This window comes from Rubinisphaera margarita, from assembly GCF_022267515.1.
Lineage (GTDB): Bacteria > Planctomycetota > Planctomycetia > Planctomycetales > Planctomycetaceae > Rubinisphaera > Rubinisphaera margarita.
The window spans coordinates 1-15,361 of record NZ_JAKFGB010000005.1 but is presented as its reverse complement, the minus strand read 5'-3'; the positions used below and the strand labels follow the sequence as shown (position 1 = coordinate 15,361).

At 57.8% G+C, this 15,361-nt stretch carries 11 protein-coding genes; 4 read left to right on the top strand and 7 right to left on the bottom strand.

Annotated features, from left to right (window positions below; translation table 11 throughout):
- Nucleotides 1–389 precede the first annotated feature (389 nt).
- Nucleotides 390–1,001 carry an adenylyl-sulfate kinase gene (gene cysC, locus L1A08_RS01080; RefSeq protein ID WP_238753262.1) on the bottom strand — a complete coding sequence of 204 codons (612 nt, stop codon included), beginning with the start codon at nt 999–1,001 and terminating at the stop codon, nt 390–392.
- 452 nt (nt 1,002–1,453) lie between these two features.
- Between cysC and L1A08_RS01075 the strand changes: the two genes are divergently transcribed.
- Nucleotides 1,454–1,960: a hypothetical protein gene (locus tag L1A08_RS01075; protein ID WP_238753260.1), complete on the top strand. Its 507-nt coding sequence runs from the start codon at nt 1,454–1,456 to the stop codon at nt 1,958–1,960.
- A 129-nt stretch (nt 1,961–2,089) separates the two neighbouring features.
- Here the strand turns inward: L1A08_RS01075 and L1A08_RS01070 are convergent, their stop codons facing one another.
- Complete coding sequence (locus L1A08_RS01070; protein ID WP_238753258.1) at nt 2,090–4,579, bottom strand: serine/threonine protein kinase; 2,490 nt, start codon at nt 4,577–4,579, stop codon at nt 2,090–2,092.
- Nucleotides 4,580–5,067: 488 nt separating this feature from the next.
- Between L1A08_RS01070 and acnA the strand changes: the two genes are divergently transcribed.
- On the top strand, nt 5,068–7,740 hold the full coding sequence (gene acnA / locus L1A08_RS01065) for an aconitate hydratase AcnA (RefSeq protein ID WP_238753256.1): 2,673 nt from the start codon (nt 5,068–5,070) through the stop codon (nt 7,738–7,740).
- A 314-nt stretch (nt 7,741–8,054) separates the two neighbouring features.
- Here acnA and L1A08_RS01060 read toward each other — a convergent pair whose 3' ends face one another.
- The 3 genes from L1A08_RS01060 to L1A08_RS01050 form a co-directional block, all read right to left on the bottom strand.
- Nucleotides 8,055–8,486 (bottom strand): 3-hydroxyacyl-ACP dehydratase FabZ family protein, encoded by a 432-nt coding sequence (locus tag L1A08_RS01060; protein ID WP_238753254.1) that lies wholly within the window; start codon nt 8,484–8,486, stop codon nt 8,055–8,057.
- Nucleotides 8,487–8,648: 162 nt separating this feature from the next.
- On the bottom strand, nt 8,649–9,392 hold the full coding sequence (gene ispD / locus L1A08_RS01055; protein ID WP_238753251.1) for a 2-C-methyl-D-erythritol 4-phosphate cytidylyltransferase: 744 nt from the start codon (nt 9,390–9,392) through the stop codon (nt 8,649–8,651).
- A gap of 316 nt (nt 9,393–9,708) precedes the next feature.
- Complete coding sequence (locus L1A08_RS01050; protein ID WP_238753249.1) at nt 9,709–10,962, bottom strand: HD domain-containing phosphohydrolase; 1,254 nt, start codon at nt 10,960–10,962, stop codon at nt 9,709–9,711.
- A gap of 363 nt (nt 10,963–11,325) precedes the next feature.
- On the opposite strand from L1A08_RS01050, the gene epsC reads away from it, so the two are divergent.
- Nucleotides 11,326–12,261, top strand: coding sequence for a serine O-acetyltransferase EpsC (gene epsC, locus L1A08_RS01045; protein ID WP_238753247.1), 936 nt, complete (start codon nt 11,326–11,328; stop codon nt 12,259–12,261).
- A 58-nt stretch (nt 12,262–12,319) separates the two neighbouring features.
- Here the strand turns inward: epsC and L1A08_RS01040 are convergent, their stop codons facing one another.
- Nucleotides 12,320–13,216: a UbiA family prenyltransferase gene (locus L1A08_RS01040; protein WP_238753245.1), complete on the bottom strand. Its 897-nt coding sequence runs from the start codon at nt 13,214–13,216 to the stop codon at nt 12,320–12,322.
- 241 nt (nt 13,217–13,457) lie between these two features.
- Complete coding sequence (locus L1A08_RS01035) at nt 13,458–13,787, bottom strand: tetratricopeptide repeat protein (RefSeq protein WP_238753243.1); 330 nt, start codon at nt 13,785–13,787, stop codon at nt 13,458–13,460.
- 217 nt (nt 13,788–14,004) lie between these two features.
- Between L1A08_RS01035 and L1A08_RS01030 the strand changes: the two genes are divergently transcribed.
- Nucleotides 14,005–14,712, top strand: a complete 708-nt coding sequence (locus L1A08_RS01030; RefSeq protein WP_238753241.1) for a hypothetical protein — start codon at nt 14,005–14,007, stop codon at nt 14,710–14,712.
- Nucleotides 14,713–15,361 lie beyond the last annotated feature (649 nt).

Below are 15,361 nucleotides of genomic sequence, written 5' to 3'. Positions count from 1 at the left end.
GCGTTCCGCCAAGGTGGATGGCCCAGACGTGCACGTCTGGGTGACGAAGTCACAGGAAGACGCTGTCCGTCGCCGGAACGATAGAGCGGATCGCTCTATCGGATGTCCGCGAATGAGCGTCGAATCGCCTGAAACGCTGCATCTTTCGCGGACCGAACGGTTACACCCAAAAGTAAACTGCTCTAATAACGATTGCCAGGCAGTGTAAACAAGAGACGTCGGTGACCGGCTTCTTGTGGCTGGGCCACTCAGACGCACGCGTCTGAGTCATCCCTGGGTGAGTTGTCCCATTTCAGGTGAATGGGAGCGATTCACTCGCGTTGACGACTGCCATGAAAAAACCCCGCTGATCGATCAGCGGGGTTCGGAGTATAGCTGGTTGTCGCAGGTTATGCAGACAGGTAGCCGTTCTTCTCGAGGTAGTCGACGACTTCCTGAGCGAGTTCGTCGATGCTCTTATTGTCCGAATTGAGAACGATTTCCGGGTTGGCTGGTTCTTCGTACGGATCGTCGATGCCGGTGAAGCCTTTGATCTCGCCAGCGCGGGCCTTCTTGTACAGCCCCTTCGGATCGCGACCTTCGCACGTTTCGAGCGAAGCGTTGACGTAAACTTCGATGAATTCGCCCTGATCGAGAATCTCACGAGCCTTGTCGCGGTCAGCGCGGTACGGAGAGATGAAGGCGGTCAGCACGAAGACGCCGGAGTGGCAGAACAGCTTGGCCACTTCGCCGATGCGGCGAATGTTCTCGGCACGATCTTCAGCCGAGAAGCCGAGGTTCTTGTTCAGGCCCATGCGGACGTTATCGCCGTCCAGGACGTAGGTGTGAATGCCCTTGGAGTGCAGCAGGTGATCGACGGTGTTGGCCACGGTGCTTTTTCCGGCTCCGCTCAGGCCGGTGAACCACAGCACAGCGCTCTTGTGGCCCATCAGCTTCTGCCGCTCGGCCTTACTCACGGTGTGGTCGTGCCAGGTAACGTTCGTTGCTTTCTGCTCAGTCATCGAAATTTGCTCACTTTGTGAAATGGAAACTGTCACAGGACAGCCCACGCTGTCCCTCTCTGCCCCGTTCTATCCAGAAGCCGACATAATGCGTCGTAACGTGTTTCTTGGTCATCTGTTACGACTTGACTGACGTCAGATCCAAAGAGTGGTGGGGCAGTTGTTTTGCATGCAGGACGTTCAGTCGGGCAACATCGTAGGGAATCATTTACAACGTGAAAAGCCCGGAAAATCACAAATTGACCCGAACTGTACCCCCAACCTAGAATGAAATTCACGAGATGTCAGCGACTGCGGTGTGATTGAAAATGACCGCGCGTGGAACCTCAGACCCGGACGATGAGCGATGGTTTTCATCGGACGGCTCTGACAACGACAACGGCCGATCATTCACCGAACCAGCCGACGATTCTCCTATCCATTCACCCGACACCAAACGGAGGAATGCGACCATGGTTCGAATCCTTTCCGGTGAAGACCAGCTGCGAAATCTATTCGCGGGGCTGCTTGAAAACACTCTGCATGCCGAAATGGGTGTGCCAGACCCTGGTCTGGTCGATTATCTGACCACCCTGCTGCTGCGATTCGTCCGCCACGAATCGATCTTCAAAATCCGCGATCTCCGAGGTCATCGCCTCGAAGAAGTCGCGGGAATGCTGGCCGAAGCGGAGCAATGTGCCGACCGCCCCCGCCGCGAGATTCATCGCCACATTGGCGATTTCACCCTTTTCTGGACGGGGCTGTATCCGGAAGGACTCAAAGTTCTCAAGAGCTGGGACCGCAAGGACAGTCTCATCGACTATCGCGAGCAGGGAAAGCGATCGTATTACATCGCCAGCACCTTCGAACAGGAGCCTTACGAAGAAGAGGCTCCCATCCTCCGGCGGCTGAGCGAACTCTACGACGTCTGCACGGAAGGACTGCAAACGGTTCGACGAGAGTGGGAGCTGAACTTCTAGGGCGGTTGTCTGACAGGTGTGACCGTTGTTTTCGCATCAGATGCGGCGACTCAGGCGAAGAGTCGCTCCTCCGCGGGATATGCCCACGGTTCACCCGCATGCGGACCAAAGCCGGCCAGCACGCTGCGTCTACTGGAGCCGGATTCGCTCGAAGGTTTCCCTCAGGGTGTCGACAACTTCCGGCCCGGGAAGCGGGACCGCTCCCGGTGCATTTTCTCTGACACCCCGCAGGCGGTAGCGAGAGAAGACCTGACTTTCGAAGGGAGAGACAGCCGCTGATGCCGGCCGAAGCCCTTCACCGGCCAGTTGCCGCATCGATTCCGAGTTGAGCAGGTAATCAAGAAACGTGGAGGCTCCGTCGGCCTGGGCATCGGTCGCCACGGAAGTAATCCCAATCGACCGGGACATATTCGGAGCGGGCGTGAGATAAACGACCTGGACGAACTGTTTCCACTTTTCTTCCAGCTGCGGAATAGCCTTCAGAGCCGCCTGTTCGGTCATGATCAACACATCGGCGTAGTCAGGCCCCGACTGCACGGCCGCATCAATCATTGCATCCATCACCGAGCCTTCGGTGCGATTCCGAACCGGCAGACGGTCCACCTTCTTCAGAAAATCGCGAACCTTCTCGTTCATCAGATCTTCGGACTTAAGCGCCTGATCGGTCTTGAGAATCTGGTGGCAGGCTGTGATCAACATCAGATCGCCGAACTCGGGATCGTCGAGCGGCGGCGTGGCGAAACGAAACAGTCCCCAGTCCGGCTTGTCGGCCAGAGTCCCCCAGTCGGCATCGTCAACGGCGGCACGAACGACCGTCTCAAGATTCAGCTGACCGTATCTCTGAGTGAACTCAAAATAACGGTCCTGCCACATCAGGCAGACGAACGGCGTGGTATAGATGGTCTCTTCGCGTTCGAAGAGCTGCCCCTCGGTGCTGTCATTGTCCCGCCACTGCTGCTTGAGACGTTCGAATTCGAGGGTCGTTCGCGTCGAGAGCAGTGTGTTGAGCGAGTGCGGGTCGATCTCAATGAGTTCCGCAGCGAGATTCAACGCTGTTTCCCCGCCCTCTGCATTTGATGTCAGCTGGATGTCCGCGTTGACGGAGACCAGATTGCTGAAGTTCGACACCTGTCGCTTAATCCAGTCATTCTCTGCCGGAGCCGGAGTGTAGGCCGCTTTGATAGGGATCCGGGCAATCCGGGCGCTCATGTCCTTCTCGCGACTGATCGTGCGCGTTTCCCTCAACGTCTGATCTGACATCGACTCCTGATTCAGACGAATGCCGAAAATAATCGCACCGAACATGATCGCCAGCAGCGTGCCCCCAACGAACCAGTTGGCCTGGCGTTCGGAGAGTTTTAATCCGAAGACTTCAGTCTTGAGGACGGTCTTGAACTGATCGCTCTCGCCGCCTCGATGCAGACTGGCGTTGTAATTCGGGTTTTCTTCCAGCAGCGCCAGTTCCTGGATATCGTTGGAGATCCGGACACGGCCGCTGCAGCCGGAACAGGTTGCCAGCTGGCCGGCGAACGCCGACGTGACGAGCAGCTTCTTCTCACACTTTGGGCACGGAATTTTTCCCGGCGAAACAGCCCGGGACGTTTTTGTCACGATGAACCGGGGGGACCGTCCGATATCGGTCGAGCCGCTTCCGGAAACCGAACTGATGCCCGACTGAGATCGGGTCGAATTCGCAGCCGCCAGGTTGCCTGTGAGGACGGCTGTCATCAAAGCGTCGGCGAACTCTTCACAGTTTCGATACCGGCCGTCGGGGGATTTCGACATCGCCTTCAGGACAATCTGGTTCACTCGCGGAGCCAGGCTGGGTACGAAAGTCATCATCGGCGGCGGCTGTTTGGTCGTCTGATTGACCATGGTCGCAGAGGCCGAAGGACCTTCGAACGGCGCCATCGCAGTGATGAACTCGTATACGGTGATGGCCAGAGAGTACTGGTCCGCTTTGCCATCGTACTCACGGCCGAGGACGATTTCCGGCGCGACATAATTCGGCGTTCCGACCACGGCTCCCTTAGCCGTCATCCGGTTGTCTTCCTGTGTTTCATCTTCCATGAGCAGCTTCGAGAGTCCGAAATCGCTCAGATAGGCGTTGTTGTGATCGTCGAAGAGAATATTGGCTGGTTTCACATCGCGATGAATGCACCCCTGGGAGTGCATGAAATCGAGAGCCTTGGCGACGCTCGGCAACCAGTGCTTGAGATCTTTGAGCGGACGTGGCGTGAGGTTGCCGTTTCCATCCTGCATCTGGGTCAGCAGCGTGCCGCCACTGATGAACTGCATGACGATATACGGCGTCTCGTTCTCAATGCCAACGTCGATGATATTGACGATCTGCGGATGCGCCAGACGCACCAGGAACCGCGACTCCAATTCAAACCGGCGGGCGAAATCCGGATCGGCCAGACGAGAAATCGTCGGGATCTTCACACAGACCGACGTGCCGAGCCGATGGTCGTACGCCTGGTAGACGTGGCCCATGCTTCCGGTCCCCACATGGGACTGAATTTCATAGCGCCCGCCGGCGATCAACTGACCAACAATATCAGCCGCTTTCGCAGCCATGAATTCGTTCTCCACCCTGACAGGGGCATCAGTTGCCATTTTTGTTCCGTTTGCTCCAGTCGCCTTCTGGACGACGAGCACAGTCGCTTGATTTCAATTCGTTCCCACAAGTCCGACAGCGTGCGTGCGGTCGAGGCCTCTTGCTGGAAGGATTGTCGCGACTGAAGAACTCGAACAACAGTGCCAGTTACGACTGTTCATCAAACCTTAACAGTCTTCACCGGAATCTCGCGGATGACCGCTGTACGTTGCGCTATTCCCCGACTCAATTCGAGCGATGAATGCGTCAGAACGTCGCAATCCGGGCCCATTCATCGGGAGAGGTTGATCCCTAAGTCGCATCGACGGTTGATGATAAGTCGATGTCGCCCCTGCTTCTCGCCAGATTCGTCCCCTTCGAAAATGCGATCTGTGGACCGGGGGAACCCTTTAACATCGCCGTTGCATCAAGTACGCTTTCTAACTCAAGAGCAGTACAACAAACGCAGATCGCGGACGAACGTTCGGGATCGGACTGGGAGTGGAGCATGACTAGCGGAAATCCGTTCAACGCCAAAGAAAGCCTGAAGACATCGGCCGGCGAATTTCAGTTTTACAACATCCAGAAGCTGAGCGAGCAAGGCCTCGGAGACACGTCGCGCCTGCCGTATTCGATCCGCGTTCTGCTCGAATCCTGCCTGCGAAACTGGGATGACTTTGTCGTTCGCGATCAGGACGTGAAGAACCTGGCCGGATGGAACGCGAAGAATGTCGAGCAGGTCGAGATCCCCTTCCATCCGGGCCGCGTCGTCCTGCAGGACTTCACGGGCGTTCCCGCCATCGTCGATCTGGCGGCTCTTCGTTCCGCCATGGTGCGAATGGGTGGAGATCCCAGAAAGATCAATCCGCTGGTTCCCTGCGATCTCGTCATCGATCACTCGGTGCAGGTCGATGCGTTCGCCAACCGCATGGCCGTCGATCAGAACCTCGAGATCGAGTTCGAACGAAATGCCGAGCGTTACCAGTTCCTCCGCTGGGGTCAGCAGGCCTTCGACAACTTCCGCGTAATTCCTCCCGCCACCGGGATCGTCCATCAGGTGAACCTGGAGTATCTGGCCAAAGTCGTCCTGCAGAAGGATGGCGTGCTCTCTCCCGACTCCCTGGTCGGAACCGACTCGCACACAACGATGATCAACGGCCTCGGCGTACTTGGATGGGGCGTCGGCGGCATCGAAGCCGAAGCCGTCATGCTCGGCCAGCCGATTTACATGCTGATGCCGGAAGTCGTCGGCTTCAAGCTGACCGGCGAACTGCCGGAAGGCGCCACCGCGACCGACCTGGTGCTTACCGTCACGCAGATGCTTCGAAAGCACGGCGTTGTCGGCAAGTTCGTGGAATACTACGGCCCCGGCCTCGATTCGATGTCCCTGCCCGACCGGGCCACGCTGGCCAACATGGCTCCCGAGTACGGAGCGACCTGTGGCTTCTTCCCGGTTGATGCGGAAACTCTGCGTTATCTTGAGCGAACCGGCCGCACCAGAGAAGAGATCGAACTCGTTGAGACCTACTACAAGGCTCAGGGAATGTTCTACGTTTCCGGCGGAACGGAACCGGAATTCACCTCGGCTCTCGAACTCGATTTGAGCACCGTCGAACCGTCCCTGGCCGGACCGAAGCGGCCTCAGGATCGGATCCTGCTGCGAGACATGAAGTCGTCCTGGGAGAGCGATCTTAAGACCACCTTCAAACGGGAAGGCGAGTCGCCCGAAGTCGAGGTGAAGTTCGAGGGCGAAACCGCTCCCGTTACCGACGGTGCGGTTGTTATCGCTGCGATCACCAGTTGTACAAACACGAGTAACCCGTCAGTGCTCATGGCTGCCGGACTTGTGGCCAAGAAAGCCGCCGAGAAAGGCCTGAACCGCAAGCCGTGGGTGAAGACCTCTCTGGCACCGGGATCCCGCGTCGTGACCGATTATCTGGAACGGGCCAACCTGCTGACTTACCTGGAGCAGATCGGCTTCTACACCGTCGGTTACGGCTGCACGACCTGCATCGGCAACAGTGGTCCGCTTCCCCCGGAAGTCTCCGCCGCCGTCAGCGAAGGTGATCTGGTGGTGAGCTCGGTTCTCTCCGGAAACCGCAACTTCGAAGGCCGCATCAACCAGCAGGTGAAAGCCAACTACCTGGCCAGTCCGCCGCTCGTGGTTGCTTATGCTCTGGCCGGCACGACCGATATCGACTTGGTCAACGAGCCTCTCGGCCAGGACAAGGAAGGCAACGCGGTTTATCTGAAAGACATCTGGCCGACTCGCCAGGAAATTCTCGACGCGATCGCCGGCAGCATGTCGCCGGAGTTGTTCGTCAATCAGTACTCCAAGGCGACCGACGGCCCCGAACAGTGGCAGCAGATCTCGGGAGCTGAAGGGGATCTCTACGAATGGGATCCGAACAGCACCTACGTTCAGGAACCTCCGTTCTTCGTCGATATGCCGGACGAGCCCCGTCCGATCAAATCGATCGAAGAGGCCCGCTGTCTGGTTCTGCTGGGTGATTCGGTCACAACCGACCACATCAGCCCGGCCGGAGCCATCAAGCCGACCGCCCCTGCTGGTCTCTACCTGCAGGAAAATGGGGTGCAGATTGATGACTTCAACAGCTACGGTTCCCGCCGCGGCAACGACCGCGTGATGACCCGCGGCACCTTCGCCAATATTCGACTGCAGAACCGACTGGCTCCCGGAACCGAAGGAAGCGTGACGGTCTATCATCCGACCGGCGAGCAGACATCGATTTTCGATGCATCCATGAAGTATCAGGAAGCCGGCATCCCGCTGGTGGTCATCGCGGGAGCCGAGTACGGAACCGGATCGTCCCGCGACTGGGCCGCCAAGGGAACCTATCTCCTCGGCGTCGAAGCCGTCATCGCCAAGTCGTACGAACGAATTCATCGCTCGAACCTGGTCGGTATGGGTGTTCTGCCACTGCAGTTCCGGGAGGGCGAAGACTATCAGTCACTCGACCTCGATGGTACGGAAACGTTCCACATCGCTCTTGATGACGAACTGAAGCCGATGCAGGCTGTGGAAGTGACCGCCCGCAAAGCCAACGGCGACGAAGTCCACTTCGTGACGACGTGCCGCATCGATACACCGATCGAAGTGCAGTACTACCGCCACGGCGGCATTCTGCACAAGGTGCTCCGCGAACTGGCCAAGAGCTGAGTCGCTCTCCGATTGAAACGCAAAAAAAGCCCGCGTGATTCCGCGCGGGCTTTTTTCGTGTCGTCGTCTGCAGACAGCTTTTTGCCTCAGGATGTAGGCTGGCCGTCAGGGTTATCCCAGCAAATGTCCGTACCATGCGGAGATACGATTGCGCCTGTCCAACCCTGCCAGGGAGTCCCAACCCAAAGCGTAGGGAGAGCTGCGACACTCTTAGTGCGCACTACTCAATGCCATTCCTCAAACGTACGCTGAAGACAGGCCTGCGCTTGCGTGGCAACACCAAGATAAATCTCAGTGCCATCCTCGTGGACACACTAGCTGGGCGAATCGGTCGCGGTGGCAGCGAACTCCAGCCGTGTTGTGGTCTGGCCATCGACGACGATTTTGCCCGTCATAAAGAACGCGTCGCCCAGCCGCTCGGTAATCTCGACGTACACGTTCGCCGTGTCCCCAGGACGAACCATGTGACGGAATTTGACGTCGTTCATTCGCGTCGCCACCGGCACTTTATCGGCTTCGAGAGCATGCTGGCGGGAAATCAGAATCGCTCCGGCCTGCAGGGCCATTTCACATTGTAGAACGCCGGGGAGAATCGGGAAGTCCGGATAATGCCCCTGAAAGACCGGCAAATCGGGATCGATGTACTTCGTTGCGTGAATCTTGTTCTTCTCAATCTCGAGAACTTCGTCGATCCACAGGAACGGTTCGCGATGCGGTATACAGTGCTTGATCTGATCTCGGTCCATGGTGCCCTCCTTTGATTTCCGCGAGCTCGGACACTCCATCGACAATCGAAGGGCGAGTCTCTTTCGGTGATCGGGTCGTTGTTGCCTGTCTTATTATGAACGTTGCGGGGAAGCTTGCAACTGCCGCCTGAACCGTTCACTGAAACTTTATTTCCGGGGGGCTCAGAATAATCCGCTTGGCTCGTCGCTGAACGGGTGCAGCGTCCGTGGCAGCGATTCCTTGGGCAGATGATCCACAAGGGCCTGCGCCATGCGGAAGTCATCCTGCGTCGTGACCTTCAGATTCATCGCCGACCCTTCGACGATCTTCACCGGGACCCCCGCCTTCTCCACCAGCTGGGCTTCATCGGTCGGCACAAATTTCCCGCGAACCTTATAAGCGTTGCGAAGCACTTCCGCTTTGAACACCTGTGGCGTCTGCGCCTGCCAGAGGGCTTCCCGCGAGACCGTTTCCTGAATCATCGAATCAGCGACCCGCTTCAGGGTACTCGTGACCGGAATCCCGAGAATGGCCGCGTCCGATTCAACAGCCGCCTGGAAAACGCGATCGACCCATTTCTTGGTCAGCAGGGGACGAGCCGCATCGTGGACGGCGATGTACTCGATATCGTCGGGCATGGCCGCAATGCCACGTTCCACTGAATCGACACGCTCGGCTCCTCCGTCGACGACTTCAATATCCATAAAGGCGAGATTCGGCTGGAACTTCGTCGTGAAGTACTCGCGATCCTCCGGGGCGATCACGATGACCGTTTTGGCCACGTCTTCGCGATTGACGAAATGTTCAGCGGCCCGCAGCCAGATCGCCCGGCCTTTCAGGTCGACAAATGGCTTCTTTCTCTGTTGATGCGAAAACCGACTGCTCTTTCCGGCTGCCGGCAGAATGACTCCGAATCGTTTCGACATCGCCTTCCTCCCTCTGGTGGTGTGCATTGAGGGGGGATTATCTCACGGAAAGCAGTCGGGCTCAACCAAGCCGTTTTGTGATCCTGCAAGCAGCGGAGATTGCGGAAACGATCCCGTCGCTCCCGAATGACGCACAGACAGCAATCAGTCGTGCCCATTTTCCCAAGGGCGGCGGCGAAGCCGTAGGAGAACGCATCTGCCTCGAGCCTCAAGGTGCAGTCTTCCGCTTGTCTTTCGGGGCCACCTATGCCTGGGGCCAAGAGGTGTTCCAGCACACTGGGAATCTACAGAAAGAACATCAGCGAGCGGGCGAGACTCAGCGTTCTTTCGACTTCGAGCGAACAGCGGCGTGGACGGCGACTTTGTCTCCCAGGATCGGGAATCGTCGTTTGAGAAAGTTGGGACGGGGAACTTTCCAGTCGTTCAGCTGACGTCCGCCCTCTTCAGGTGAGGCGATTTCCTGCGGAGGCCGGATCCCGAACTCCTGCTGCAGGCATTGGAACCAGGCGGCGTCCCAGCGATGTTCCGCCGTTTCTGTCTCCATGACCTCGTTGCACGTCCTCAGATCATCCTGCCAGTCAGCTTCCAGACTGTAACCTTCACGCATCTTCATCTCGTGCTGATACAACTCGGTCCACCGTGTGATCAACGAGAGCAGACGGTCACTGCGATGAAGCTCTTCGGCGGCTACGCCGAAGGGAATTCCTGTGCCATCGACACACTCGTGATGCTGCCGCACCATACGAATCGTTCCCGGTGCAATCTCATTCAGCGATGCGACCATTGCAGCCGACCATTCGGAATGATGTCCCCGCCTCGAAATGATCTCGGAAAGCTTCGGATGCCAGAAAGCGACATCCTTCAGCAATGCGGCTGCAAGAATCTGCTCTTCGTTTAGCCCCCAGCCATTCCGTCGAATCAGTCGGGCGCACAGATAGGTCGACTGCAGAGCACTGGCGAGCGGGAGACGTCGCACGGGCAGCATCTTCGCCGTTTCCAGCTCGGCGAATAGACTGCATGTCGTCAGCCAGTTACGGGTTTGAACCGTGGCATCGGCAGCCGCGTGGCGAATCGCCTGCAGAATCGTGCGCAATCGAAAGATGTCGCACGGTTTCCCGGCGGCCAGAGTCGTGAGAAACACGTCAGTGTCGGTCATCAGTCGCTGGATCTGCTGATGCAATCCCAGCAGACCATCGATCTCGTCGAGCAGCAGTTCCAGAGCCTGGTGCACTTGGGCGACTGCCAGAAAGACTTCGATCCGCTGCCAGGCCGGGGATCCATCGGGAATCAGTCGACGCCGAAGTTGAATCAGGTCAAGAGCATGTCTCTGCAGGCGGTGCGAATGTAAAGACACCGCCGTTTTCTCGAAGCTCGTGCGAGCGGTTTTGGCCAGCCGCTTGAGATACGCCTGTTCTCTTCCCTGCGGAGTCTGACGGATTCGCGTCTGGCGAACTTTGCACCCCGACGGCGTGTCGAGATGACGCTGCAGATAGTGCTCCCAGTCGGCGACTGGTGCAGCCGCATCAGGGACTCCCTGACCGGGAGCGGATTCAGCACGAGTTTCTTGCATGGTCACTGGTTCCGCTCAGGAGTCGACCCGGCCTGACGGCAGGAAGAGATGGTCCGTCCCTACTGTGTATCGGCGACGATGGCGGTTCGAATCGGGCGAAATTCATGGAAGACCAGCGGAACCGGAATGTTCCGGCATCTTCTGCAGGGAGATGCCTCAGATCGTTTCAATTTGCCAGAATTCTTCTTCAATCGGGGAAGAAAAGATAAGACAGCGAACTTTTGCCGAGTATTCTGGTTCACAGATCCCCGCAGGACGTAAGAATGGATCTGCGCATGCAGCGTTGTTTTGCACACTGCCGATAACTTGCGTTAACTGCATTGTGGGATCTCTGATAACTCGACCCCTTTCCAGAGGCTGGTCATGGCTACCGACTTTCGTCGCAAGGAAATTCTGCCGGAAATCACCGGGCAGATCGTCAACAGCTACCATGAGATCGGGACAATCAATCACCTCGGCCATTGTCCCCTGCCCAGCTACAACGAGATTTCCAAGCTGCTCGAAGACCTGTCCGAAATCCTGTTTCCGGGATACCGCCGTCGACAGAATCTCCACTTCGGCAATGTAACGTATTACGTCGGAGATCTGGTCGACAGCCTTCACGACATGCTGACCGAACAGATCGCCCGGGCTCTTCGGCACGACTTCACCACACGCACCGATGCGGTCTGCAACGCCATCGTCGAGCGGGATTTTGAAGCCGAGGCTCAGGAAATCACGCTCGACTTTCTGAAGTGCATTCCGGAACTGCGGTCGATCCTTTCCAAGGATGTGCAGGCGGCGTTCGATGGCGACCCGGCGGCTATGAATCTCGATGAGATCATCTTTTCCTATCCGGGTCTCGAAGCGATCACCATCCATCGACTCGCTCACGAACTCTACCGGCGGAAAGTGCCGTTCATTCCTCGAATGATGTCGGAACGCTCGCACTCCCGCACCGGGATTGATATCCACCCGGGAGCCCAGATCGGTCATTCGTTCTTCATCGATCATGGTACAGGTGTGGTGATCGGTGAAACCTGTGAGATCCATCCGTACGTGAAGATCTATCAAGGCGTCACGCTGGGAGCACTCAGTTTCCCCAAGGACAGTGAGGGCAACATCATCCGTGGCTCCAAGCGCCATCCGACGATTGGAGAAGGCGTCGTGATCTACGCCAACGCGACGATCTTGGGCGGAGACACGGTGATCGGTTCCAATTCCGTCATCGGAGCCAGCGTCTCGCTGATGAAGAGCATTCCGCCGAATACGATCGTCACGATCGAAAAGCCGTCGCTGAAATTCCGCGAAGCTTCCTGAGGCCGCGACGTCCATGTGAAGCATGCCCGCCCGAGCGTGGGCATCGCACCCGACCCCATCAGGTCATCGGGATGAACTTCGAGAGGATCTGCCCCGGGATCATCATCAGGGCAGCCGCAATTGCCAGCGGCAGGGAATCCGGTCCGCCGTGCGCGATGATGACGATCGCTTCGAGCATCGGAATGGTCAGCAGCAAGACTCGAATCGCCTGCTGCACGTGTTGAGGCTGACGGGTTCGCAGGGCCATCGACATGCGGCGGGAAATCTGGAAGCCGATGAGGATCAGCATCAGCAGCGTGATTCGCACGGCTGGCCCCGTCGCCCAGGTTGCGGCGACGATTCCCCAGCCAAACAGAGCCGCCAGGCAAAGCACCCAGCCGGCGATCAGCGGCCCGCGTCCCGACTCTTTTGCTTCCGTGCGGGCGAACAGCGTGATTCCACACACGTAGAACGCCATGATTCCGGCGACGATCAACGCGGGATGAGCAGTCCATGACTGGAAACTCTCCAGACACGCCGCTCCCAACAACACATTCAACCCGCGACAGAGCCCCATCAGCACGGGGCCGGCTGGCGTCTTCTTCCCACCGGCGTCATAGGCCAGGATCATCGAGGCGAGTAAAACGGCGACGATCACCGCGAGTAGCGACACGAACGCCGCTGCGATCATTCCGCCGAGCATCAACCCGCCGCCCAGCATCGCGGCTGTGCGTCGACTGATCTCTCCCGCAGGAATCGGCCGGGTCGGACGCTCTTCGGTGTCCTGAGCGACATCGAAGACATCGTTGAAGACCATGCCCGAGAGATACAGCAACCCGGAAGAAACGAGCAGAGCCGTCAGTTCGAGCCCGTCGATCTGCCCCTGCCGCACAATCGCGTAGCCCGCCAGCACATCCGGAAAGGTCGTGAAGAGTGCGGGGAAGCGAAGCAGGCGCAGCAGTGGAGTCAGTTGCATCGGAATGGTTTCGACGGATTCAGTGTTCCAGCCCCCCGTCAAGTCCCCTCACCCCCCTGGGCGGAGAGGGTTTGGGTGAGAGGGAAATGCGTGTGGCGTGCTTCGCAGGCCGTAACTTCCAATACGAGTGGTGCTCGATCCTTGATCGATGTGCTACCTCATATTGTCAACAATCGGGCCGCCATTATTGGCAGGATGCCAACGTTACGACCGTGGCCCAGTCCCAGAACGGACTGCGAAATCAGTGCGAGCCGCAGCCGCCTGCTCCCATGTCGTTGGAGCGGGCCAGAGCATCTTCTGCATCGTTGATGCGACCGCAACGCTGAGCGATCACCGACAGCTGAGCATGTGAGAACGGATCGTCCGGCTCCAGTTCGACAACTTTCCGGGCGTGTGCCAGAGCCTGGTCATTGTTGCCGAGCTTCTGGAGATGCACGGCCAGAGCGGTGTGAGCCAGCACGAAGTTCGGATCTTCAGCGATGACCTCCTGCAGCAGAGCCACGGCTCCCTGCAGATCGCCTTCGTCTTTGAGTTTCTGGGCTGCATCGTACTTGCTGTTCAAATCGGACATCAGTCTCTCCTCCCGTGATATTGTCAGTGAACTCTTCGTTAGAGTTATTGGCGTGATTCGATTGTAATCCGCGACGGCTCCGAAACCAAACGGTGCCCGCCTGCCCGATCGAAATCCGACGGGACTTGCATTTCGGGAACCGTTTTCTATCGTACCAGCTGACATCAACGGGTTATGATGGGTTCTGGGTCATCTTGAAACAGACAGGGAGTCAGACATGCTTCGAGAGTTCGCTACCGCCTGTATTTTGCTGTTGTTCTGTGCCGCTACCGCTTTCAGCCAGGTCGACGCCGTCGAGAAACAGGGGGGCCGCGTGCAGAAGCTGGCCCAGAACGACGAACGGCTCGAAGTCTCCTACCATCTCGCCAGCGGCGATGTCACCGACGCCAGCCTGGCTCCACTCAAGGATGTACAGAACGTCTATTCGCTCAACCTTCGCGGCACGAAAATCACCGACGAAGGCCTCAAGCATCTTTCCACACTCGACACTCTGGTCCGCCTCCATCTGGAGAAGACTCAGATCGGCGATGCCGGCCTGAAACATCTGACCGGGCTGAAGAATCTTGAGTATCTCAACTTCTACGACACCAAGGTCACCGACGCCGGGATCAAACAGCTCGCCAGTCTTCCGAAGCTGAAGAAACTTTACGTCTGGCAGACAGGCGTGACCGAAGCGGGCATCGCCGAACTGAAGAAGTCGCTGCCGGAGGTCGAAGTGATCGCCGGTTTGTCGATCACCCCGCCGGAACCGGAGAAGAAACCGGAAGAGAAGAAAGAACCGGAGAAGAAGCCGGAAGCCAAAAAGGAAGAACCGAAAAAAGAAGAAGCCAAGAAGCCTGAGCCGCCCAAGGAGGAGCCCAAGAAAGAGGCCCCCAAGAAGGAAGAACCCAAGGCCGAGGCTGAGAAGAAAGACCAGAAGAAATAGTCTGGGAGCGACACCAAAGCCCGCCGTCACCCTCAGCCAGTGGCACAGACATTCCTGTCTGTGGAGAAAGACCGTGGCGGCGGAATTCGCTCCCCTTGAACCCGGGCGCTACAGTGGACCGCTCCAATCTTCGTCGAAGTGCTCACCCACAGGGGTGGCCCCGAAAGATTCTTTCGGGGCGGCGCAGCCGTGGGAGAATGGGATTGGATGTTTGTTGCTGAAACACATCGCCCCCTTAGAACCCATAGAGCGGTTCACTTCGAGGCAAGCGGCAGAGGCGTTCTCCTACGGCTTCGCCGCCCTGATAGCGGAGCTATCACGGCCACCCTGTTTTCGGTCCAGTGAATAGATCTGCCAAACGCTTCTTCTCCTGATTCCTGTCTGTTGAGCAAGACTGTGACGGCGGAATTCGCTTCCCATGAGCCAGGGCGCCACAGTGGACCGCTCCAAGCTTCGTCGAAGTGCTCACCCACAGGGGTGGCCCCGAAAGATTCTTTCGGGGCGGCGCAGCCGTGGGAGAATGGGATTGGGCGTTTCTCTTCTTAGAACGCACGCGCCTATCGTCCTGATCGCACGGCTATCAGGGCCACTCCGTTTGGGTTTGGAGGCGCTGGAACAGACGACATTTGAAGACAGGCCTCCTGTTGCT

Bases quoted from the DNA above. Each gene is read 5' to 3' on its own strand.
- cysC (WP_238753262.1), bottom strand. From the start codon at position 1,001: ATGACTGAGCAGAAAGCAACGAACGTTACCTGGCACGACCACACCGTG.
- L1A08_RS01075 (WP_238753260.1), top strand. From the start codon at position 1,454: ATGGTTCGAATCCTTTCCGGTGAAGACCAGCTGCGAAATCTATTCGCG.
- L1A08_RS01070 (WP_238753258.1), bottom strand. From the start codon at position 4,579: ATGGCAACTGATGCCCCTGTCAGGGTGGAGAACGAATTCATGGCTGCG.
- acnA (WP_238753256.1), top strand. From the start codon at position 5,068: ATGACTAGCGGAAATCCGTTCAACGCCAAAGAAAGCCTGAAGACATCG.
- L1A08_RS01060 (WP_238753254.1), bottom strand. From the start codon at position 8,486: ATGGACCGAGATCAGATCAAGCACTGTATACCGCATCGCGAACCGTTC.
- ispD (WP_238753251.1), bottom strand. From the start codon at position 9,392: ATGTCGAAACGATTCGGAGTCATTCTGCCGGCAGCCGGAAAGAGCAGT.
- L1A08_RS01050 (WP_238753249.1), bottom strand. From the start codon at position 10,962: ATGCAAGAAACTCGTGCTGAATCCGCTCCCGGTCAGGGAGTCCCTGAT.
- epsC (WP_238753247.1), top strand. From the start codon at position 11,326: ATGGCTACCGACTTTCGTCGCAAGGAAATTCTGCCGGAAATCACCGGG.
- L1A08_RS01040 (WP_238753245.1), bottom strand. From the start codon at position 13,216: ATGCAACTGACTCCACTGCTGCGCCTGCTTCGCTTCCCCGCACTCTTC.
- L1A08_RS01035 (WP_238753243.1), bottom strand. From the start codon at position 13,787: ATGTCCGATTTGAACAGCAAGTACGATGCAGCCCAGAAACTCAAAGAC.
- L1A08_RS01030 (WP_238753241.1), top strand. From the start codon at position 14,005: ATGCTTCGAGAGTTCGCTACCGCCTGTATTTTGCTGTTGTTCTGTGCC.